This window comes from Bradyrhizobium sp. 155, assembly GCF_023101105.1.
Classification (GTDB): domain Bacteria; phylum Pseudomonadota; class Alphaproteobacteria; order Rhizobiales; family Xanthobacteraceae; genus Bradyrhizobium; species Bradyrhizobium canariense_D.
Window position 1 is genome coordinate 1,335,708 of sequence record NZ_CP064704.1, and the last position, 14,963, is coordinate 1,350,670.

Sequence of the window (14,963 nt, forward strand, 5' to 3'; positions counted from 1 at the left end):
TGGAGAGTCGGCCGGAGTTCAGTAAGACGCCCAATCTAGGCACTTCACCACTCTCCCGGCGACCACGTCGACGGCGGGGTCGCTCGCTGAAATCTTCGTCGGTCGCAGCGCGACGAGATGGCTGCGTTTGCACGGATTAGCGCCGCACCTCCGAACAATCCTTGCACCGCATGTACCGCTCCAGCTCATGAATCGCCGTCGTCTTGGGCCGTCGGACGTCATCCAGCGCGATGGTCTGATGGCTGTCGCAGCCGAGGCAGTTCACTTCAAGATACAGGTAACCGGCGTTGAGCACGTCGCCGAGTGCCGGGGACGGCTGCGCGGGTCCCTGCAAGCCGAGCATGCGTTTATTCCATGCGTCGCAGGCGAGCCGATCCGCTACCTTGCGCGCTTCCGTCGCCCGCTCTGCCGCTGCCCGGATCGATGCGCCGTAGATGGTCTCGCGTGATTTGGTGCCCATGCAACAGGATCGCCGGACGGCGCGCAACAGGCAAGCCGCTACAGATTGGGGTGGATGGCCTGGAAGGCACAACGAGAGCTGGAAAGGCGGGGATAAACTGGTGCCGGTCTGTTGCCAGCCGCCCGCGCTTAGGCCCCCATCGCGCCATGTCGAAGCGTAGTCGGGTTAAGATGAAACAGAAGAAAACGCAGAAGAAGAAGAAGCTACAGATTAAGAACCTTCCGAAACCAGAGCGGATCAGGCTTGCCAAAGCCAAAATGATAAAGGTTCTCGATCACTTGCTCTATGTAGTCGAACTGCACGCCAACAACTCGTTTGTGGTGTTCTCACCGGAGCTTGCTTCTCAAATCACCCGCTCCTATGCAGCGAACGCATTCAATGTGTTCCAGCGCAGCATGTACCAAATCGAGATCGTGCGGCTCTGCGCGGTCTGGGACGGCGTCGATCTCGAAAAGGAGAACATCCCAACCGTCGTCGAACTGATCAACGATGAGGCGATCATCGAAACGCTAATTGACGAAACGCGCAGCCACCATCAAGATCCTAGGGACAAGCAATTCGCAGACGAACGCGCTGCGCTGGCTCGATCTGCATTGCTGCAAGCAATCGCGGGCGTCCGCGCGGTTCTCAGTTCAACGCGACTGGCCTCAATCATGAACATCCGCGACAAACACCTTGCGCATTCGCTGGAAACCACGCGCCGCGAGAAGAACGGATCTATTCAGCCGATGAAGTACGGCGACGAAACGGAGTTGCTGAATGCGACAATCCCAATCGTCGAAGACCTCTACTGCTGGGTAAACGGCACGAGTTTCTCGATAGAGAACTCGCAGGAAATAGATCAGCGCAACGCCGAGGCGCTGTGGACGGGCTGCAAATTTGTGGGCCTCCGGTAAGGTGGGACCTTGAGCGTGCGCGCCCTGTCGACCGTCTTGTCGCTCACGCTCCTAGAACACCACCTTGATACAATCGTAGTTTTTCCCTCGACACGATATCGCGCGTCAACAGCTCGACCGCGTCACGATCGATGCGGTAGGCTCTGGCGCGGGCAATGATCTGATGTTCACAGGTCTGGGGGAACGTCAGGATATGAAGGGCTTTTTTGTGGGGCTATTCTGCGGCGCCATTGCCGTTGCCAGCGTTTGGGCGGCTATCAACTGGTGGAAGCCTCAACGCTTGCCCGCCGACGACGCGCTGTACGATCATTGTCTCGCGGGTAACGGCGGCAACGCGGTCGCCTGCGATGCATTCATGCGGGTGTATGCCCGCGCGAAGGCAAAGGACGCTGCTTTAGAAAAATATTGAAAGAGGGAAGCGCGAAGATGGTTGCCTCTGGGGCTAGCAAGCGAGAGATCGTGGAGTGGGCTATTAAGATCGGGGCGGTTGGCTCGCAAATAAGCGACGCTGCGGGCATAACCCTTCAGGACCTTCAGGCCGACCGATACTAAGTTGCGCGCGCATCGGGGTCGCGTAGGGGGACGCGCGTGGTGCGGTCTGGGCTGTTCGACGCATTCGCGTATAGTCAGCGCTCGAACGCATCAGCGCGCCCCTGCGAACCCCACGCGCAGGGAACACGGTGAAAGGGACACTATTGGGACGCCCGGTTTGGTTTCCCTTGACCGTTCAAGTGGTTACGGAGAGCTTCACTCTCCCACAAGGGGAGAAGGGACGAGTCTGCGTGGCGAGAGCTGCGGACTACGTTGCCGTACGCTTCGCCAGAAACCTTGCAATCGCGCCACCAAGCTTGGCGTGATCCATCGGCTGCGCCAGTGATTCCCTCGCGGTGGCAACGACATCCTCCGGCGCCTTGCCGATGCGCAGCTCGCAGCACACTTGCGCAAACTCCACGTCGAACTCCGGATGCGGCTGCAGGGTGAGCGTCGCGCCGTTGGCGTAGAGCAGGCCGGCATGCGGGGTGAAATCGGAGGAGAGGATCGTCAGCGCATCGTTGGGCGGCTCCATCACCTGGTCCTGATGCGAGCAGGCGATGGCGACCGCTTCGCCGTCAACGACGCCGTTGTCCGGCAGCACCTGATAGACGTGCCGGCCGATGCCCCAGCCCTTCTCCGACTTGCGCACGGTGCCGCCGAGCGCCTGCGCGATCAACTGATGGCCGAAGCAGACGCCGACCATGGGTGTCCTGTTGGCGTAGGCCGTGCGCACGAAATCTTCCAGCGGCGCGATCCAGTCGAGCCCGTCATAGACGCCGGCGGCCGCGCCGGTGATCAGCACCGCCTCCAAATTGCGCGGATCGGGCAGCGCATCGCCGTTCGGGATGCTGACGATTTCGACCGTAGCTGTCGGATCCTCGGCGCGGACCATGCGCTCGAACATGTCCGGGAATGAACCGTGGCGCTCGCAATATTTTTGTGGGACCTGTCCGGTCTCGATGATGGTGATGCGTGCCATGTGCCCTCCGGTAAAGGTCAAGCTCAGTCGCTTCCTGCCCCATGTTGTTGGTGTGGCGCTGTGCGCTCCAGCAGCGCACTCTCTTTCCGGACCTCGTTGAGAAACGCCTTGGCCAGGCGCGACAGCGGCTCGGCTTCCGACCATAGCATATAGGCCACGGCGTGCGTCGTCGGCGCGAACGGCCGTACGGCGAGGCCGGTCCCGCCGTTCTGCCGTGGCGAGAAGGGATCGACCACCGCGGCGCCGACGCCAGCGGCGGCGAGCACGCAGGCCGTGTTGCAGTAGCGCACCTCGACGGTCGGCTGGAACGGCGCGCCGGCGCGTGCGAAACTGTCGCGCACGGCCTCGCCAAGCCGCGTGCCGCGCTCGAGCCCGATGAAGGGCAGGCCGGACAGGTCGGCTGCCGAGATCACCGGCCGGTCGGCGAGCGGGTGCTGCGGCGGCAGCACGCAGACCATCTCGCCGGTGTGCACCACCTCATGGGCGATGCCCGGATGATGTGTCAGCCCGAGCGCGAAGCCGAGCTCGGCGACGCGGTTGAGCACGCCTTCGATGATGCCCTCATAGCGCCGCACGTCGAAGAACACCCGCGTCTCCGGGCGGCGGCGCAGGAAGCCTGACAGCGCCGCGGGGATGATGCTGTAGGCGAGCGGCGGCGTCGCGACCAGCGCGAGATGCCCGGAGCGGTTCTCGCGCAGATCGCGCACGCGGTTCTCGAGCTTTGCGTGCAGCGCGAAGATCGCCTCGCTCTCCTTGTAGAGCGCCATCGCTTCCGTGGTCGGAAACAGCCGGTTGTTGACGCGCTCGAACAGCGCAAAACCCGCCTGCGCCTCCATCGTCTTCAGCGCATTGCTGACGGCAGGCTGCGACAGCGCCAGTTCGTCGGCGGCCGCAACCGTGGTGCGGTGGCGGATGACGGCGCGGAGAATCTCGAGCTGGCGCAGGTTCATATCACTGCCGATTATACTCTGGGCCAAAACATCATAGCAGAACGAATTGATTTTGCAGCCCCGCTTCCGCGTAATGGCCGCGGATTTGCACGTCGCATCAAAGGGTTCATCCGCCCATTGAGGCGCCACTGCGCACAGATTGGAGGCAATCTTGGTTCGTGTCCTTCGCGCTGCCGCCGCACAGATGGGGCCGACGCAAAAAGCCGATCCGCGCGAGCATACGCTGTCGCGGATGCTTGCGCTGCTGGAAGAGGCGGCCGGCCGCGGCGCCAGCCTCGTGGTGTTTCCCGAGCTTGCCTTCACCACATTCTTTCCGCGCTGGTTGCTCGAAGGCGACGCGCTCGACCATTATTTCGAACGCGGAATGCCGAACCCGAACGTCGCCGCCTTGTTTGACCGTGCGCGTGCGCTGCGCGTCGGCTTCTATGTTGGCTATGCCGAGCTGACGCCGGATGGACGCCGCTACAATTGCGCCATCCTGGTTGACCGCGACGGCGAGCTGCTCGGCCGCTATCGCAAGGTGCACCTGCCGGGCTCGGTCGAGCCGCGACAAGGTGCGCGCTACCAGCAGCTTGAGAAACGCTATTTCGACTATGGCGACCTCGGCTTTCCGGCCTTCCGCGCCGGCTCGGCCTGGGCCCACGCCATTATGGGCATGATGATCTGCAACGATCGCCGCTGGCCGGAATCCTGGCGCGTGCTTGGCCTGCAGGGCGTCGAGCTTGTCTGCATCGGCTACAATTCGGCGGCCTATGATCCCAATGGCGGTAGCACGGAAGATGCCTCCTTGCGCACCTTCCACTCCACGCTGGTGACGCAGGCCAACGCCTATATGAACGCGACCTGGGCGATCTCGGTGGCGAAGGCGGGCGAGGAGGACGGCTCCGGGCTGATCGGCGGCTCCTGCATCGTCGATCCCAATGGCCGCATCGTCGCGCAGGCCGCAACGCTGACCGACGAGGTGATCGTCGCCGATATCGATCTGGACCTCTGCCGCCAGGGCAAGGACAAGATGTTCAACTTCGCCGCGCACCGGCGGCCGGAGCAATACAGGGTGATCACCGAACGCGCCGGCGTCATCGAACCCGCGGTTCTCGACGCGGACTGACAGGACGTTCCAGCAACGTTGGCAAAGGAGCCGATATGACGCGCCTCTCGTATTTCCTCGGCATCGCAGCGCTGACGGCCGCCACGTCCGCGCAGGCGGCGGAGCTTCCGGCCGAGATCAAGCAGGCGGGCGCGTTGAAGCTCACGGTCAACTCGACATACGCGCCGATGGAATATCGCGATCCCGCAACGAATGAGCTCGTCGGGCTCGACGTCGATCTGGCGAACGAGCTCGCCAAGCGCCTCGGCGTGAAGATCGTCTGGAGCGAGACGCCGTTCGCCGAATTGATCCCGTCGCTCCAGACCAGGCGCGCCGACTTCATCATCTCCGGCATCTCCGATCGCGCCTCGCGGCGCGAGACCGCAGATTTCGTCGATTATCTCGGGACCGGCCCGCAGTTCTTCGTGATGGCGGAGAACGAAGCCAAGGCTGCGACCGATCTCTGCGGCAAGAAGGTCGGGACCACCCGCAGCACCAGCTTCCCGGTCGAGATCGAGAAGTGGAGCAAGCAGAATTGCGAGCCGGCCGGCAAGCCGGCGATCCAGTACGTGCCGGGCGAGAACTCGATCGACGTTCGCAACCAGCTCAAGCAGGGCCGTATCGACGCCGCCGTACAGGGCAGCGAGACGCTGCCTTATGCGCAGACGCAGGAACCCGGCAAATACCGCGTGATCGGCGAGCCCTTTGCCAAAGGCTATCAGGGCATCATGTTCCGCAAGGACGATGCGGCGCTTCGTGAAGTGGTGACCGAGAAGCTCATCGCGATGATCGCCGACGGTTCCTACAAGGCCGTCCTCGACAAATGGAGCCTTGGCGGCAACGCGGTCGCCCAGCCCATGCTGAACGCGGCGCCGCAATGAAGCCGGCACCGGCACTCGCGGAGGGTTTTCCCGATCTGTCGGGAATGCGGGTCGCGCGCGAGCCGCACTGGTTTCGCTGGCTCAGCGCGGCGCTGATCGTCCTCGTGCTTGCATTGATCGGGCGCGCTTTTGCGGGCGGCCAGATCGAATGGTCTTATGTCGGCCGCTTCCTGACCGCAAAGGTGATCATAGAGGGCATCGTCAACACCATGGTGATGGCGGTGCTGGCGATGGCGCTCGGTATCTTCCTTGGCGTCGTCGTCGCGATCATGCGGCTGTCGCCCAACCCGGTACTGAAGACCGTTGCCGCCGGCTACACTTGGTTGTTCCGCGGCACGCCGCTGATCCTGCAACTGCTGCTGTGGTTCAATCTCGCGCTGGTGTTTCCGACCATCGGCATTCCCGGCCTGTGGAGTGCGCGCGCCGTCGACGTCATGACGCCGTTCCTTGCCGCGCTGCTCGGGCTCGGCATCAACCAGGGTGCCTATACCTCGGAAGTGATGCGCGCCGGCATGCTGTCAGTCGATATCGGGCAATATGAGGCCGCGCAGGCGATTGGCATGGGACGCCTGCGTGCGCTGCGCCGGATCGTGCTGCCGCAGGCGATGCGGGTGGTGATCCCGCCGCTCGGCAACGAGTTCATCGGCATGGTGAAGGCGACCTCGCTCGCCAGCGTCATCCAGTATCCGGAACTGCTGCACAACGCCGAAAACATCTACTACGCCAATTCGCGCGTGATCGAGCTCCTGATCGTGGCCGGGCTCTGGTACCTGCTCGTCGTCTCAATCCTGACGCCGCTCCAGATGCTGCTCGAACGCCGTTTTGCGCGCGGCACATTGCGGCTCGCGCGATGACAAGACCCCTCGTCGCGATTCGCTCCGTCGCCAAGAATTTCGGCGAGTTCCAGGCTCTCAAGAGCGTCACGCTCGACGTCTGGCCCGGCGAGGTGATGTGTCTGATCGGCGCCTCCGGCTCGGGCAAGACCACACTGCTCCGCTGCATCAACCAGCTCGCGGCGATCGACAGCGGCGGCATCTGGCTCGACGGCGAGCTCCTGGGCGTGCGCGAGCAGGGCGGACGACTGCATCGGCTCAGCGAGCGCGAAATCGGGCGGCAACGGCTGAAAACCGGCATGGTGTTCCAGCGCTTCAACCTGTTTCCGCACAAGACCGCGCTCGAAAACATCACAGAGGGTCCGCTCCAGGTTCAAGGCCGAAAATCCGACGAGGTGCGCGCTGAGGCGATCGAGCTGCTGCGGCGCGTCGGATTGTCGGCCAAAGCGGACGCGTATCCCGCCCAGCTCTCCGGCGGCCAGCAGCAGCGGGTCGCGATTGCCCGCGCGCTTGCCATGAAGCCGATGCTGATGCTGTTCGACGAGCCGACCAGCGCGCTCGATCCCGAGCTCGTCGGCGAGGTCTTGGCGGTCATGAAGGAGCTGGCGCGGAGCGGCATGAGCATGATGGTCGTGACGCACGAACTCGGCTTCGCGCGCGAGGCCGCCGACCGCGTCGTCTACATGGACCAGGGCGCGATCATCGAGCACGGGCGCGCATCCGATGTGTTGGGCGCGCCGCGCGAGGAGCGTACCAAGGCATTTCTTTCGGCAGTGATCTGAATGGGGGCGTATCGATGAAGAGACTTCTGGTTACGGCGGCACTCGTTGGCGCCATGAGCGCTCCGGTCATGGCAGTCGAGCTGCCGGCGGAGATCGCCAAGCGCGGCAGCATCAAGGTCGCGCTGGTGCCGAACTATCCACCGATGGAGTTCCGCGATCCCGCCACCAACGCGTTGTCCGGCTTCGACATCGATCTCGGCGAGGCCATCGGCCGCAAGCTCGGCGTCAAGATCGAGTGGCAGGAGACCAGCTTTGCCGAGTTCATGCCGTCGATCTCGACCGGGCGGGTGGACGCCATCCTGTCCGGCTTCACGGACTATGCCAGCCGGCACGAGATCGCGTCCTTCGTCGATTATTTGCGCAGCGGCCCGCAGTTCTTCGTGCAGCAGTCGCGCAAGGCGGAGTTCAAGGACGCAGCCGCGCTCTGTGGCAAGAAGGTCGGCGCCAGCCGCCGCACCATGTTCCCCGCGCAGATCGCGGCCTGGAGCGAGAAGAATTGCGGCACCAATCCGATCCAGTTCGTCGGCACCGACGGCTCGGCCGACGCCCGCACCCAGCTCAGGCAGGGCCGCATCGATGCCGCCGCCCAGGGCAACGAGACGCTGCCCTACATCATGGACCTCGAGCCCGGCACCTATGCGACCGTGGGCGAGCCCATCGCGCAGCAATTCACCGGCATCGCTCTGCCGGTCAAGGAAAAGGCGCTGCAGCAAGCCATGCTCGAGGCGGTCGATGCACTGATCGCGGATGGCACCTATCGCACGCTCCTCGCCAAGTGGAAACTGACCGACAACGCACTCGAAAAGGCGACCATCAATGCTGGACAGTAAGGCACTCCAGAGCATTCCGCTCGTTCCGGCCAACACCGCGGATCCTGCACCGGAATACCCCTGGCCGAAGCCGTACAATTCGGCGATGTTCCTGTCGTTCGACGTGGACGCGGAGAGCGCCTGGACCAGCAAGGACGCGGTGCACGCCCAGCGGCTCATCACCATGAGCTATGGCGGCTATGAGGCGCGCGTCGGCACGCCGAAGCTCCTGGAGCTGCTCGAACAGCTCGATCTCAAGGCGACCTTCTTCGTCACGGGATGGTCGGTCGACGCGCATCCGGCGATGGCCGAGGCCATTCTCAAGGCCGGTCACGAGATCGGCCACCACGGCTATCACCATCTGTTGCCCGATCCCGGCGATCCCTGGATCGAGGAGGAGCTCGAGCGCGGGTTCGAGGCGCTCAAGCGCCGGCTCGGCGTCAGGCCGACCGGCTACCGCGCGCCCTACGGCGAATTCACCGAGGAACTGCGGGTGGCGTTAGTGCGCCACGGCATCGTCTACACCTCCTCGTTCCGCGACGACGTGCGGCCCTATCGCCATCGTCTCGCCGACGGCAAGCCGGGCACGATCGAGCTGCCGGTGACCGCCAGCTATGACGACTGGATGCACGGCCTGTCCGCGCGCTTCAGTCCGCGCTCGATTTTCCCCAAGGAGCATGTGCTCTCGATCTGGAAGGACGAGCTCGACGAAACCAGAGACTGGGGCGCGATGGTGACGACCGTGCTGCATCCACAATGCAGCGGTCGACCGATGCGGCTGCGCCTGCTGCGCGAATTCCTGACCTACGCAAAGTCGTGCCCGGATGTCTGGATCACGACCGGTGAGAAGATCGCGGCCAACTTCCTGCGCCACGAGGCCGGAAAAAGTTGAGCCACGCCATGACCCGTATCCTCGTCATCAACCCCAACTCCTCCGCATCGGTGACGGCGGCGATCGACGACGCCGTCGCGCCGCTACGCATCGCCGGCGGACCCGCAATCGAGGTCGTCGGCCTTGCCGGGGGGCCGCCGGGCATCAGCTCGCAACGCGACGCCGACAGCATGGTGATGCCGCTGGTCAACCGTGTGTCGCGCGCCGATGCGGATGCCTTCGTGCTCGCCTGCTTCAGTGATCCCGGCCTGCATGCGGTGCGCGAGGCGGCCGGCGGGCGCCCGGTGATGGGCATCGCCGAGTGCGGCATCTTTCGCGCAATGATGCTGGGCGAGCGATTTGGCGTCATCGCGCTGTCGCCGTCGAGCATTCGCCGCCAGCAGCGGATGGTGCGGCTGATGGGCATCGACAGCCGCTATGCCGGAAGCTGGTCGGTCGGCGCGAGCGCGGCGGAGACGGCAGGCGCGGACATCCGGGGACGGTTGATTGAAGCCGGCCGCGCGCTGGTCTCGCAATGCCGTGCCGATGTCGTGGTGATGGGCTGCGCCGGCATGGCCTCGCACCGCGCGGCGATTGCGGATGCCATCGGTGTGCCCGTGGTCGAGCCGGCGCAGCAGGCGGTGGCCGCTGCGATCGGCGCGGTCTTGTTGAACACGTAAGATCCTTCAGGAGCCTCTTGCAATGCCCGTCTCCCGCCGTTCGCTCCTCAAGGCCGTAGCCGCGGTGCCGGCGCTGTCATTTCCGGGCATCCTGCGCGCCGAATCCCAGACCACGCTACGCTTCATTCCGGTGATCGACCTCGCCTTCGTCGATCCCATCTATTCGACGGCACAAGTGTCGCGAAACCACGGCTTCATGGTCTACGACACGCTCTACGGCATGAGCTCTTCGCTCCAGGTCTCGCCTCAGATGCTGTCGGGCCATGTCGTCTCCGGCGACCGGCTGCAATGGGACCTCAGCTTGCGCGACGGTCTGTTCTGGCACGATGGCGAGCGCGTGCTCGCCCGCGACTGCGTCGCGAGCATCCGCCGCTGGGCCGCGCGCGACGGCTTTGGCGGCGAGCTGATGGAGGCGACTGACGAGCTGTCGGCCACTGACGACCGCACCATCCGCTTCCGCCTCAAACGTCCATTCCCGCTGTTGCCGCAAGCGCTGGGCAAGGCCGCGATCAACGCGTGCTTCATGATGCCGGAGCGGCTGGCGGGCCAGGATCCGTTCAAGCCGCTCACCGAAGTGATCGGCAGCGGCCCGTTCCGCTATCTCGCCGACGAGCGCGTGCAGGGTGCGCGCAACGCGTATGCCAGGTTCGAGCGCTATCAGCCGCGCACGGACGGCAAACCGGATTGGACAGCGGGCCCGAAGATCGTGCACTACGATCGGGTGGTCTGGACCACCACGCCCGATGCCGGCACCGGCGTCGCCGCGCTGCAGACCGGGGAGCAGGACTGGCAAGAGACCACGCCACACGACCTGCTGCCGATCATCAAGGCGGCCGGCGACATCGAGACGCGGATCCTCGATCCCCGCGGTTACGCCTGCATGCTGCGCCTCAATCATCTTCAGCCACCGTTCGACAATCCTGCCGTTCGCCGCGCGCTCCTGGGGGCCATCGATCAATCCGCCTTCATGACCGCGGTGGCCGGTACCGATCCGAACTTCCAGGTCTCACCGATCGGCTATTTCGCGCCGAATACGCCGATGGCCAGCGATGTCGGCCTCGATGTCTTCCGCGGCCCGCGTGACTACGCCAAAGTGAAGGCCGATCTCAAGGCCGCGGGGTATAATGGCAAGAAGGTCGTGGTGCTCGTGCCCACCAACTCACTGGCGCAGAAGCCGCTTGGCGAGATCGCCGTCGACTCCTTGCGCAAGGCCGGCATGAACGTCGAATATGCCGGGCTCGATTTCGCCGTGGTGCTGCAACGCCAACTCAAGAAGGACCCGATCGGGCAGGGCGGCTGGAGCGCGGCGGTCGGCAACTGGCAGGGCATCGACTGGCTCAATCCGGCCGGCAACACCAATATCCGTGGTGAGGGCAAGGTCGCCGGCTGGTATGCGAGCGAGAAGATGGCCGGGCTCCGCAGCCAGTGGCTGGCGGCCTCCGAGCTCGCGGAGCAGCAGCGCATCTGCCGTGAGATCCAGGCGGTGGCTTTCCAGGAAATCCCCTATATTCCGATTGGCCTGTACAAGCAGCCGACCGCCTATCGCAAAGCCATCACCGGCATTCTCGACGGCACCGCCGTCTTCTGGAACGTACGCCCCGCATGAGCATGATCGCAATCTTCGGCAGCTATGTGCTGTCACGCAAGGACGGCGCGCAGGACGTGTTGCGCGACCATTGGGTTCTGGTCGAAGGCAAGAAGATTGCCGCGGTCACGCGCGACAAGCCGCGGGCGGACGAGGTGCATGACCGTCCCGGCCGCTTCGTTCTGCCGGGCCTGTTGAACCTGCACAATCACTGCTTCTCCGAAGCGCTGGCGCGCAGCCACACCGAGGACGGCAACGGCCGCCGCAACAATCAGAGCATCGTTTACACGGTGCTTTTGCCGCTGACCAAGCGCGGTGCAGATATCTTGTCGGCGGAAGAGCGCATGGCGGTCGCGCGGCTCGGCATCCTCCAACTCCTGAAGGGCGGCGCCACCACGGTGATGGAGCCGTTCCGCAACTCGATCCCGGAGATGTTCGATGCCGCCGAGGAGATGGGCATCCGCTTCTACGGCGCGCCCTATCTGTTCTCGACGTCGGACGCCAAGGCCGGCCCCGACGGCGTGGTGCACTATTCCGGCGATGACGGCACAGCCGACATGGCGACCTGGGATGCACTCTACCAGCGCTGGAATAATCGCGGCGACGGCCGCATCGGCCTTGCGATGAGTCCGCATGCCACCGACACCTGCGGGCCTGATCTGTTGAGGGCCTGTGCCGCGCGGGCACGCGAGCTCGGCGTGCCCGTCACGACGCATATGGCGCAGAGCCGCGCCGAGGTCGAAACCATCGGCAAGCGCTATGGCGGCCGCACGCCGGCGCAATATCTCGACTGGCTCGGCCTGCTGGCGCCCGACCTGATGGCGGCACACTGCATGTTCAGCACCGATGACGATCTCAAGCTGATGGCCGCGCGCGGTATGACGGTTCTCAACTGCCCGCGCGTGTTCGCGCGCGCCGGCGTCACCGCGGCCTTCAGCCAGTTCGCGGAGCACGGCGTGCGCACGGTGGTCGGCACCGACGGCTACAACATGGACCTGCTCGGCGAGCTCAATGCGGCGTCGCTGATCTCCAAGATCACCTCGGCGCGTGCCGATGTCGCGAACGCGCCCGAGTTGATCGAGGCGAACACGGCAATCGCGGCCGATGTCATCAAGCGGCCCGATCTCGGCCGTATCGAGCCGGGCGCGACCGCCGACCTCACGATCGTCGATCTCACCCATCCGCATCTTCAGCCGCTGTTCGACCCGCGCCGCGCGCTGATCGCGCTCGCCAATCGCGCCAATATCGATCAGGTCATGGTCGACGGCCGCATGCTGGTCGATGCCGGCCGCTATCTCGGCGCCGACGAGGCGGCGATCACGGCTGCCGGCACCGCTGCGATTGGCAAGATCTGGGACCTGCCGGAGGCACAGGCGGCGTTCAACGGCTGAGGGGTGGCTCGTCGAATTCGGCGAGCGCCTTGCGTATGGTCTCGACCAGATCGAGCGCTACCGGCGAGGGGCTGCGCTGTGCCGGAAAGACCGCCGAGAATTCGAAGTCGATGCGCGGCAGGAAGCGGCGCACGACGACGCCGCGGGTGGAAAATTCCTGGGCGGTGAAGGGATCGCAGATGGCGACGCCAAGTCCTGACGACACCATGCCGCACATGATCTCCGACAGCGTGGTCTCGACCCTGAGCACGCGGCGGACATCGTGGCGATGGAAGACCTGGTCGACGAGGTGGCGGCTCGACGAGCCCGCCGACAGCGAGATGAAAGTCTCGCCCTCGAAGTCGCGGGGCTCCAGCACTTCCTTTTCCGCGAGGCGGTGACCGGTGGGCAGTACAGCCACACGCGCGGGCGCCGGCAGCTTCTGGCTCGGCAAGCCCGAATGCGCGATGGGCACCTCGGCAAAGCCGACGTCGCACTGATTGTTCAGTACCCAGTCGACCACGATCGGCGAGATCACGCCGAAGAAAGCGAGGTTGAGGTTCGGCCGCTCCCTCAGGAAGTGCCCGGTGAGCCGCGGCAAATAGCCATTCGACAATGCTGGAAGTGCCGCGATCCGCAGTGAGCCGGTGCGGCGGCCGCGGATTTCCTCGGCTGCCGCGGTGATGCGTTCGAGGCCGACGAAGGAGCGCTCGACTTCGGTGTAGAGTGCCATGGCCGCAGCGGTCGGCACGAGGCCGGTGCCGCGCCGTTCGAACAGCTCCATCTTCAACAGCGCCTGGAGGTCGCGCAGCAACCGGGAGACCGCCGGCTGCGTCACGGTCATCAGCGCCGCCGCCTCCGTCACGCTGCCGGTCAGCATCGTCGCCCGGAAAGCCTCCACCTGCCGCGAATTGATCCGGGCCATCCCCATTTCCATTCATAATATTTAGGCATGCAGAGGCTGCCATTATTCATTGGACGATGGAAGCCGGAGTTTGCGATCTTTTTCATCAGTGCTGGAGACGGCCCGCTTTTTCGGCAGATTGGAGGGGTTTAAACCTCCGGATCGCGCCAAAATTCGCCGCGCAAGGGCTGGAGCCCTAGTCGGAGAGGGATCTGCGCGGAAGGAAATGCGGAAGGTTCAGCCAACGAGACTCGTCGGCACGTCACCTCATCCCGGTATGGAGATCGGACCACATGAAGACTTTTCGCCTTCTGACAGCGGTCAGCATCGCGGCCCTCATCGCCGCCCCCTCGGTTGCCACGGCTCAGCAAAAGACGCTCTATGTCGCCGGCTATGGCGGCTCGTTCGAGAAGACCATCCGCGACGAGGTGATCCCGACTTTTGAGAAGGAGAACGGCGTCAAGGTCGAGTACGTCGCCGGCAACTCCACCGACACGCTGGCCAAGCTCCAGGCGCAGAAGGGCAACCAGCAGATCGACGTCGCCATCGTTGACGACGGCCCGATGTACCAGGCGATCCAACTCGGCTTCTGCGGCAAGCTCGATGGCCTGCCGACCGATCTCTACGACACCGCGCGCTTCAAGGACGATCGTGCGGTCGCGATCGGCATCGTCGCGACCGGCCTGATGTACAACACCAAGGTGTTTGCGGAGAAGGGCTGGGCGCCGCCGACCTCCTGGAACGATCTCAAGGACACGAAATACGCCAAGCAGCTCGTGATCCCGCCGATCAACAACACCTATGGCCTCGAAGCGCTGGTGATGCTGTCGAAGATGAATGGCGGCGGCGAGTCCAATGTCGATTCCGGCTTCAAGATCTTCAAGGAGCAGATCAATCCGAACGTGCTCGCCTATGAGCCGTCGCCGGGCAAGATGACCGAGCTGTTCCAGTCCGGGCAGGCTGTGATCGCGGTGTGGGGCACCGGCCGCGTGCAGAGCTTTGCCAATACCGGCTTCCCCGTCGATTTCGTCTATCCGAAGGAGGGCGCCGCGACGTTGCTGACGACCGCCTGTCCGATCACCAAGCCGAACGCCTCGCCGCTTGCGTCTAGCTTCGTCAAGATGCTGCTCGAACCCAAGATCCAGCTCGTGATGCTGAAGGATTACGGCTACGGCCCGGTGCTGAAATCGCTGGTGATCCCGCCCGAGCTCGGCAAGATGGCGCCGATCGGCGAGCGCGCGGCAAAGCTCTATAATCCGGACTGGACCGTCATCAACGAGAAGCGCGAGGAATGGACCAAGCGCTGGAATCGCGAGGTCGAGCGCTGATCGGTCATCCCGGA

The 14,963-nt window shown here is 64.4% G+C and carries 15 protein-coding genes and 1 pseudogene; 12 read left to right on the forward strand and 4 right to left on the reverse strand.

Features of this window, described 5'->3' with window-relative positions:
* Positions 1–44: 44 nt before the first annotated feature.
* Positions 45–460: pseudogene (locus IVA93_RS06540) on the reverse strand (hypothetical protein).
* A gap of 170 nt (positions 461–630) precedes the next feature.
* Between IVA93_RS06540 and IVA93_RS06545 the strand changes: the two are divergent.
* A complete protein-coding gene (locus IVA93_RS06545) occupies positions 631–1,356 on the forward strand; it encodes an AbiU2 domain-containing protein (protein ID WP_247789728.1) in 726 nt (241 codons plus the stop codon).
* A 163-nt stretch (positions 1,357–1,519) separates the two neighbouring features.
* Complete coding sequence (locus tag IVA93_RS06550; RefSeq protein ID WP_247789729.1) at positions 1,520–1,765, forward strand: hypothetical protein; 246 nt, start codon at positions 1,520–1,522, stop codon at positions 1,763–1,765.
* 390 nt (positions 1,766–2,155) lie between these two features.
* Here the strand turns inward: IVA93_RS06550 and IVA93_RS06555 are convergent, their stop codons facing one another.
* Together IVA93_RS06555 and IVA93_RS06560 are read right to left on the reverse strand one after the other, a co-directional pair.
* Positions 2,156–2,869 (reverse strand): type 1 glutamine amidotransferase, encoded by a 714-nt coding sequence (locus tag IVA93_RS06555; protein WP_018453739.1) that lies wholly within the window; start codon positions 2,867–2,869, stop codon positions 2,156–2,158.
* Between the two features lie 23 nt (positions 2,870–2,892).
* Complete coding sequence (locus IVA93_RS06560) at positions 2,893–3,819, reverse strand: LysR family transcriptional regulator (RefSeq protein ID WP_018453740.1); 927 nt, start codon at positions 3,817–3,819, stop codon at positions 2,893–2,895.
* 151 nt (positions 3,820–3,970) lie between these two features.
* Here IVA93_RS06560 and IVA93_RS06565 point away from each other — a divergent pair, with 151 nt between their 5' ends.
* From IVA93_RS06565 to IVA93_RS06605, 9 genes are read left to right on the forward strand one after another with little or no spacing between them, the layout of a single operon-like run.
* The gene (locus IVA93_RS06565; RefSeq protein WP_083926347.1) at positions 3,971–4,927 is read left to right on the forward strand and encodes an N-carbamoyl-D-amino-acid hydrolase; all 957 of its coding nucleotides are present in this window, start codon (positions 3,971–3,973) and stop codon (positions 4,925–4,927) included.
* Between the two features lie 35 nt (positions 4,928–4,962).
* Positions 4,963–5,787: an ABC transporter substrate-binding protein gene (locus IVA93_RS06570; RefSeq protein ID WP_247294020.1), complete on the forward strand. Its 825-nt coding sequence runs from the start codon at positions 4,963–4,965 to the stop codon at positions 5,785–5,787.
* Positions 5,784–6,641 (forward strand): amino acid ABC transporter permease, encoded by an 858-nt coding sequence (locus IVA93_RS06575; protein WP_018453743.1) that lies wholly within the window; start codon positions 5,784–5,786, stop codon positions 6,639–6,641. The genes IVA93_RS06570 and IVA93_RS06575 overlap by 4 nt, the downstream gene beginning before the upstream one ends.
* Positions 6,638–7,402: an amino acid ABC transporter ATP-binding protein gene (locus tag IVA93_RS06580; RefSeq protein ID WP_018453744.1), complete on the forward strand. Its 765-nt coding sequence runs from the start codon at positions 6,638–6,640 to the stop codon at positions 7,400–7,402. The genes IVA93_RS06575 and IVA93_RS06580 overlap by 4 nt, the downstream gene beginning before the upstream one ends.
* Positions 7,403–7,416: 14 nt before the next feature.
* Positions 7,417–8,232 (forward strand): ABC transporter substrate-binding protein, encoded by an 816-nt coding sequence (locus IVA93_RS06585; protein ID WP_026232589.1) that lies wholly within the window; start codon positions 7,417–7,419, stop codon positions 8,230–8,232.
* Positions 8,219–9,103, forward strand: coding sequence for a polysaccharide deacetylase family protein (locus IVA93_RS06590; RefSeq protein WP_018453746.1), 885 nt, complete (start codon positions 8,219–8,221; stop codon positions 9,101–9,103). The genes IVA93_RS06585 and IVA93_RS06590 overlap by 14 nt, the downstream gene beginning before the upstream one ends.
* An 8-nt stretch (positions 9,104–9,111) precedes the next feature.
* Complete coding sequence (locus IVA93_RS06595) at positions 9,112–9,762, forward strand: aspartate/glutamate racemase family protein (RefSeq protein ID WP_247294022.1); 651 nt, start codon at positions 9,112–9,114, stop codon at positions 9,760–9,762.
* A gap of 22 nt (positions 9,763–9,784) precedes the next feature.
* Positions 9,785–11,368, forward strand: a complete 1,584-nt coding sequence (locus IVA93_RS06600) for an ABC transporter substrate-binding protein (protein ID WP_018453748.1) — start codon at positions 9,785–9,787, stop codon at positions 11,366–11,368.
* A complete protein-coding gene (locus IVA93_RS06605; RefSeq protein WP_018453749.1) occupies positions 11,365–12,738 on the forward strand; it encodes an amidohydrolase family protein in 1,374 nt (457 codons plus the stop codon). The genes IVA93_RS06600 and IVA93_RS06605 overlap by 4 nt, the downstream gene beginning before the upstream one ends.
* Here IVA93_RS06605 and IVA93_RS06610 read toward each other — a convergent pair.
* On the reverse strand, positions 12,728–13,642 hold the full coding sequence (locus IVA93_RS06610; RefSeq protein WP_018453750.1) for a LysR substrate-binding domain-containing protein: 915 nt from the start codon (positions 13,640–13,642) through the stop codon (positions 12,728–12,730). The two genes, IVA93_RS06605 and IVA93_RS06610, sit on opposite strands and share 11 nt — an antisense overlap.
* Before the next feature lie 272 nt (positions 13,643–13,914).
* Between IVA93_RS06610 and IVA93_RS06615 the strand changes: the two genes are divergently transcribed.
* Positions 13,915–14,949 carry an ABC transporter substrate-binding protein gene (locus IVA93_RS06615; protein WP_018453751.1) on the forward strand — a complete coding sequence of 345 codons (1,035 nt, stop codon included), beginning with the start codon at positions 13,915–13,917 and terminating at the stop codon, positions 14,947–14,949.
* The last annotated feature ends 14 nt before the right edge of the window (positions 14,950–14,963 follow it).

Bases quoted from the DNA above. Each gene is read 5' to 3' on its own strand.
- IVA93_RS06550 (WP_247789729.1), top strand. From the start codon at position 1,520: ATGTTCACAGGTCTGGGGGAACGTCAGGATATGAAGGGCTTTTTTGTG.
- IVA93_RS06600 (WP_018453748.1), top strand. From the start codon at position 9,785: ATGCCCGTCTCCCGCCGTTCGCTCCTCAAGGCCGTAGCCGCGGTGCCG.
- IVA93_RS06580 (WP_018453744.1), top strand. From the start codon at position 6,638: ATGACAAGACCCCTCGTCGCGATTCGCTCCGTCGCCAAGAATTTCGGC.
- IVA93_RS06555 (WP_018453739.1), bottom strand. From the start codon at position 2,869: ATGGCACGCATCACCATCATCGAGACCGGACAGGTCCCACAAAAATAT.
- IVA93_RS06570 (WP_247294020.1), top strand. From the start codon at position 4,963: ATGACGCGCCTCTCGTATTTCCTCGGCATCGCAGCGCTGACGGCCGCC.
- IVA93_RS06575 (WP_018453743.1), top strand. From the start codon at position 5,784: ATGAAGCCGGCACCGGCACTCGCGGAGGGTTTTCCCGATCTGTCGGGA.
- IVA93_RS06610 (WP_018453750.1), bottom strand. From the start codon at position 13,642: ATGGCCCGGATCAATTCGCGGCAGGTGGAGGCTTTCCGGGCGACGATG.
- IVA93_RS06595 (WP_247294022.1), top strand. From the start codon at position 9,112: ATGACCCGTATCCTCGTCATCAACCCCAACTCCTCCGCATCGGTGACG.
- IVA93_RS06590 (WP_018453746.1), top strand. From the start codon at position 8,219: ATGCTGGACAGTAAGGCACTCCAGAGCATTCCGCTCGTTCCGGCCAAC.
- IVA93_RS06615 (WP_018453751.1), top strand. From the start codon at position 13,915: ATGAAGACTTTTCGCCTTCTGACAGCGGTCAGCATCGCGGCCCTCATC.
- IVA93_RS06585 (WP_026232589.1), top strand. From the start codon at position 7,417: ATGAAGAGACTTCTGGTTACGGCGGCACTCGTTGGCGCCATGAGCGCT.
- IVA93_RS06560 (WP_018453740.1), bottom strand. From the start codon at position 3,819: ATGAACCTGCGCCAGCTCGAGATTCTCCGCGCCGTCATCCGCCACCGC.
- IVA93_RS06605 (WP_018453749.1), top strand. From the start codon at position 11,365: ATGAGCATGATCGCAATCTTCGGCAGCTATGTGCTGTCACGCAAGGAC.
- IVA93_RS06545 (WP_247789728.1), top strand. From the start codon at position 631: ATGAAACAGAAGAAAACGCAGAAGAAGAAGAAGCTACAGATTAAGAAC.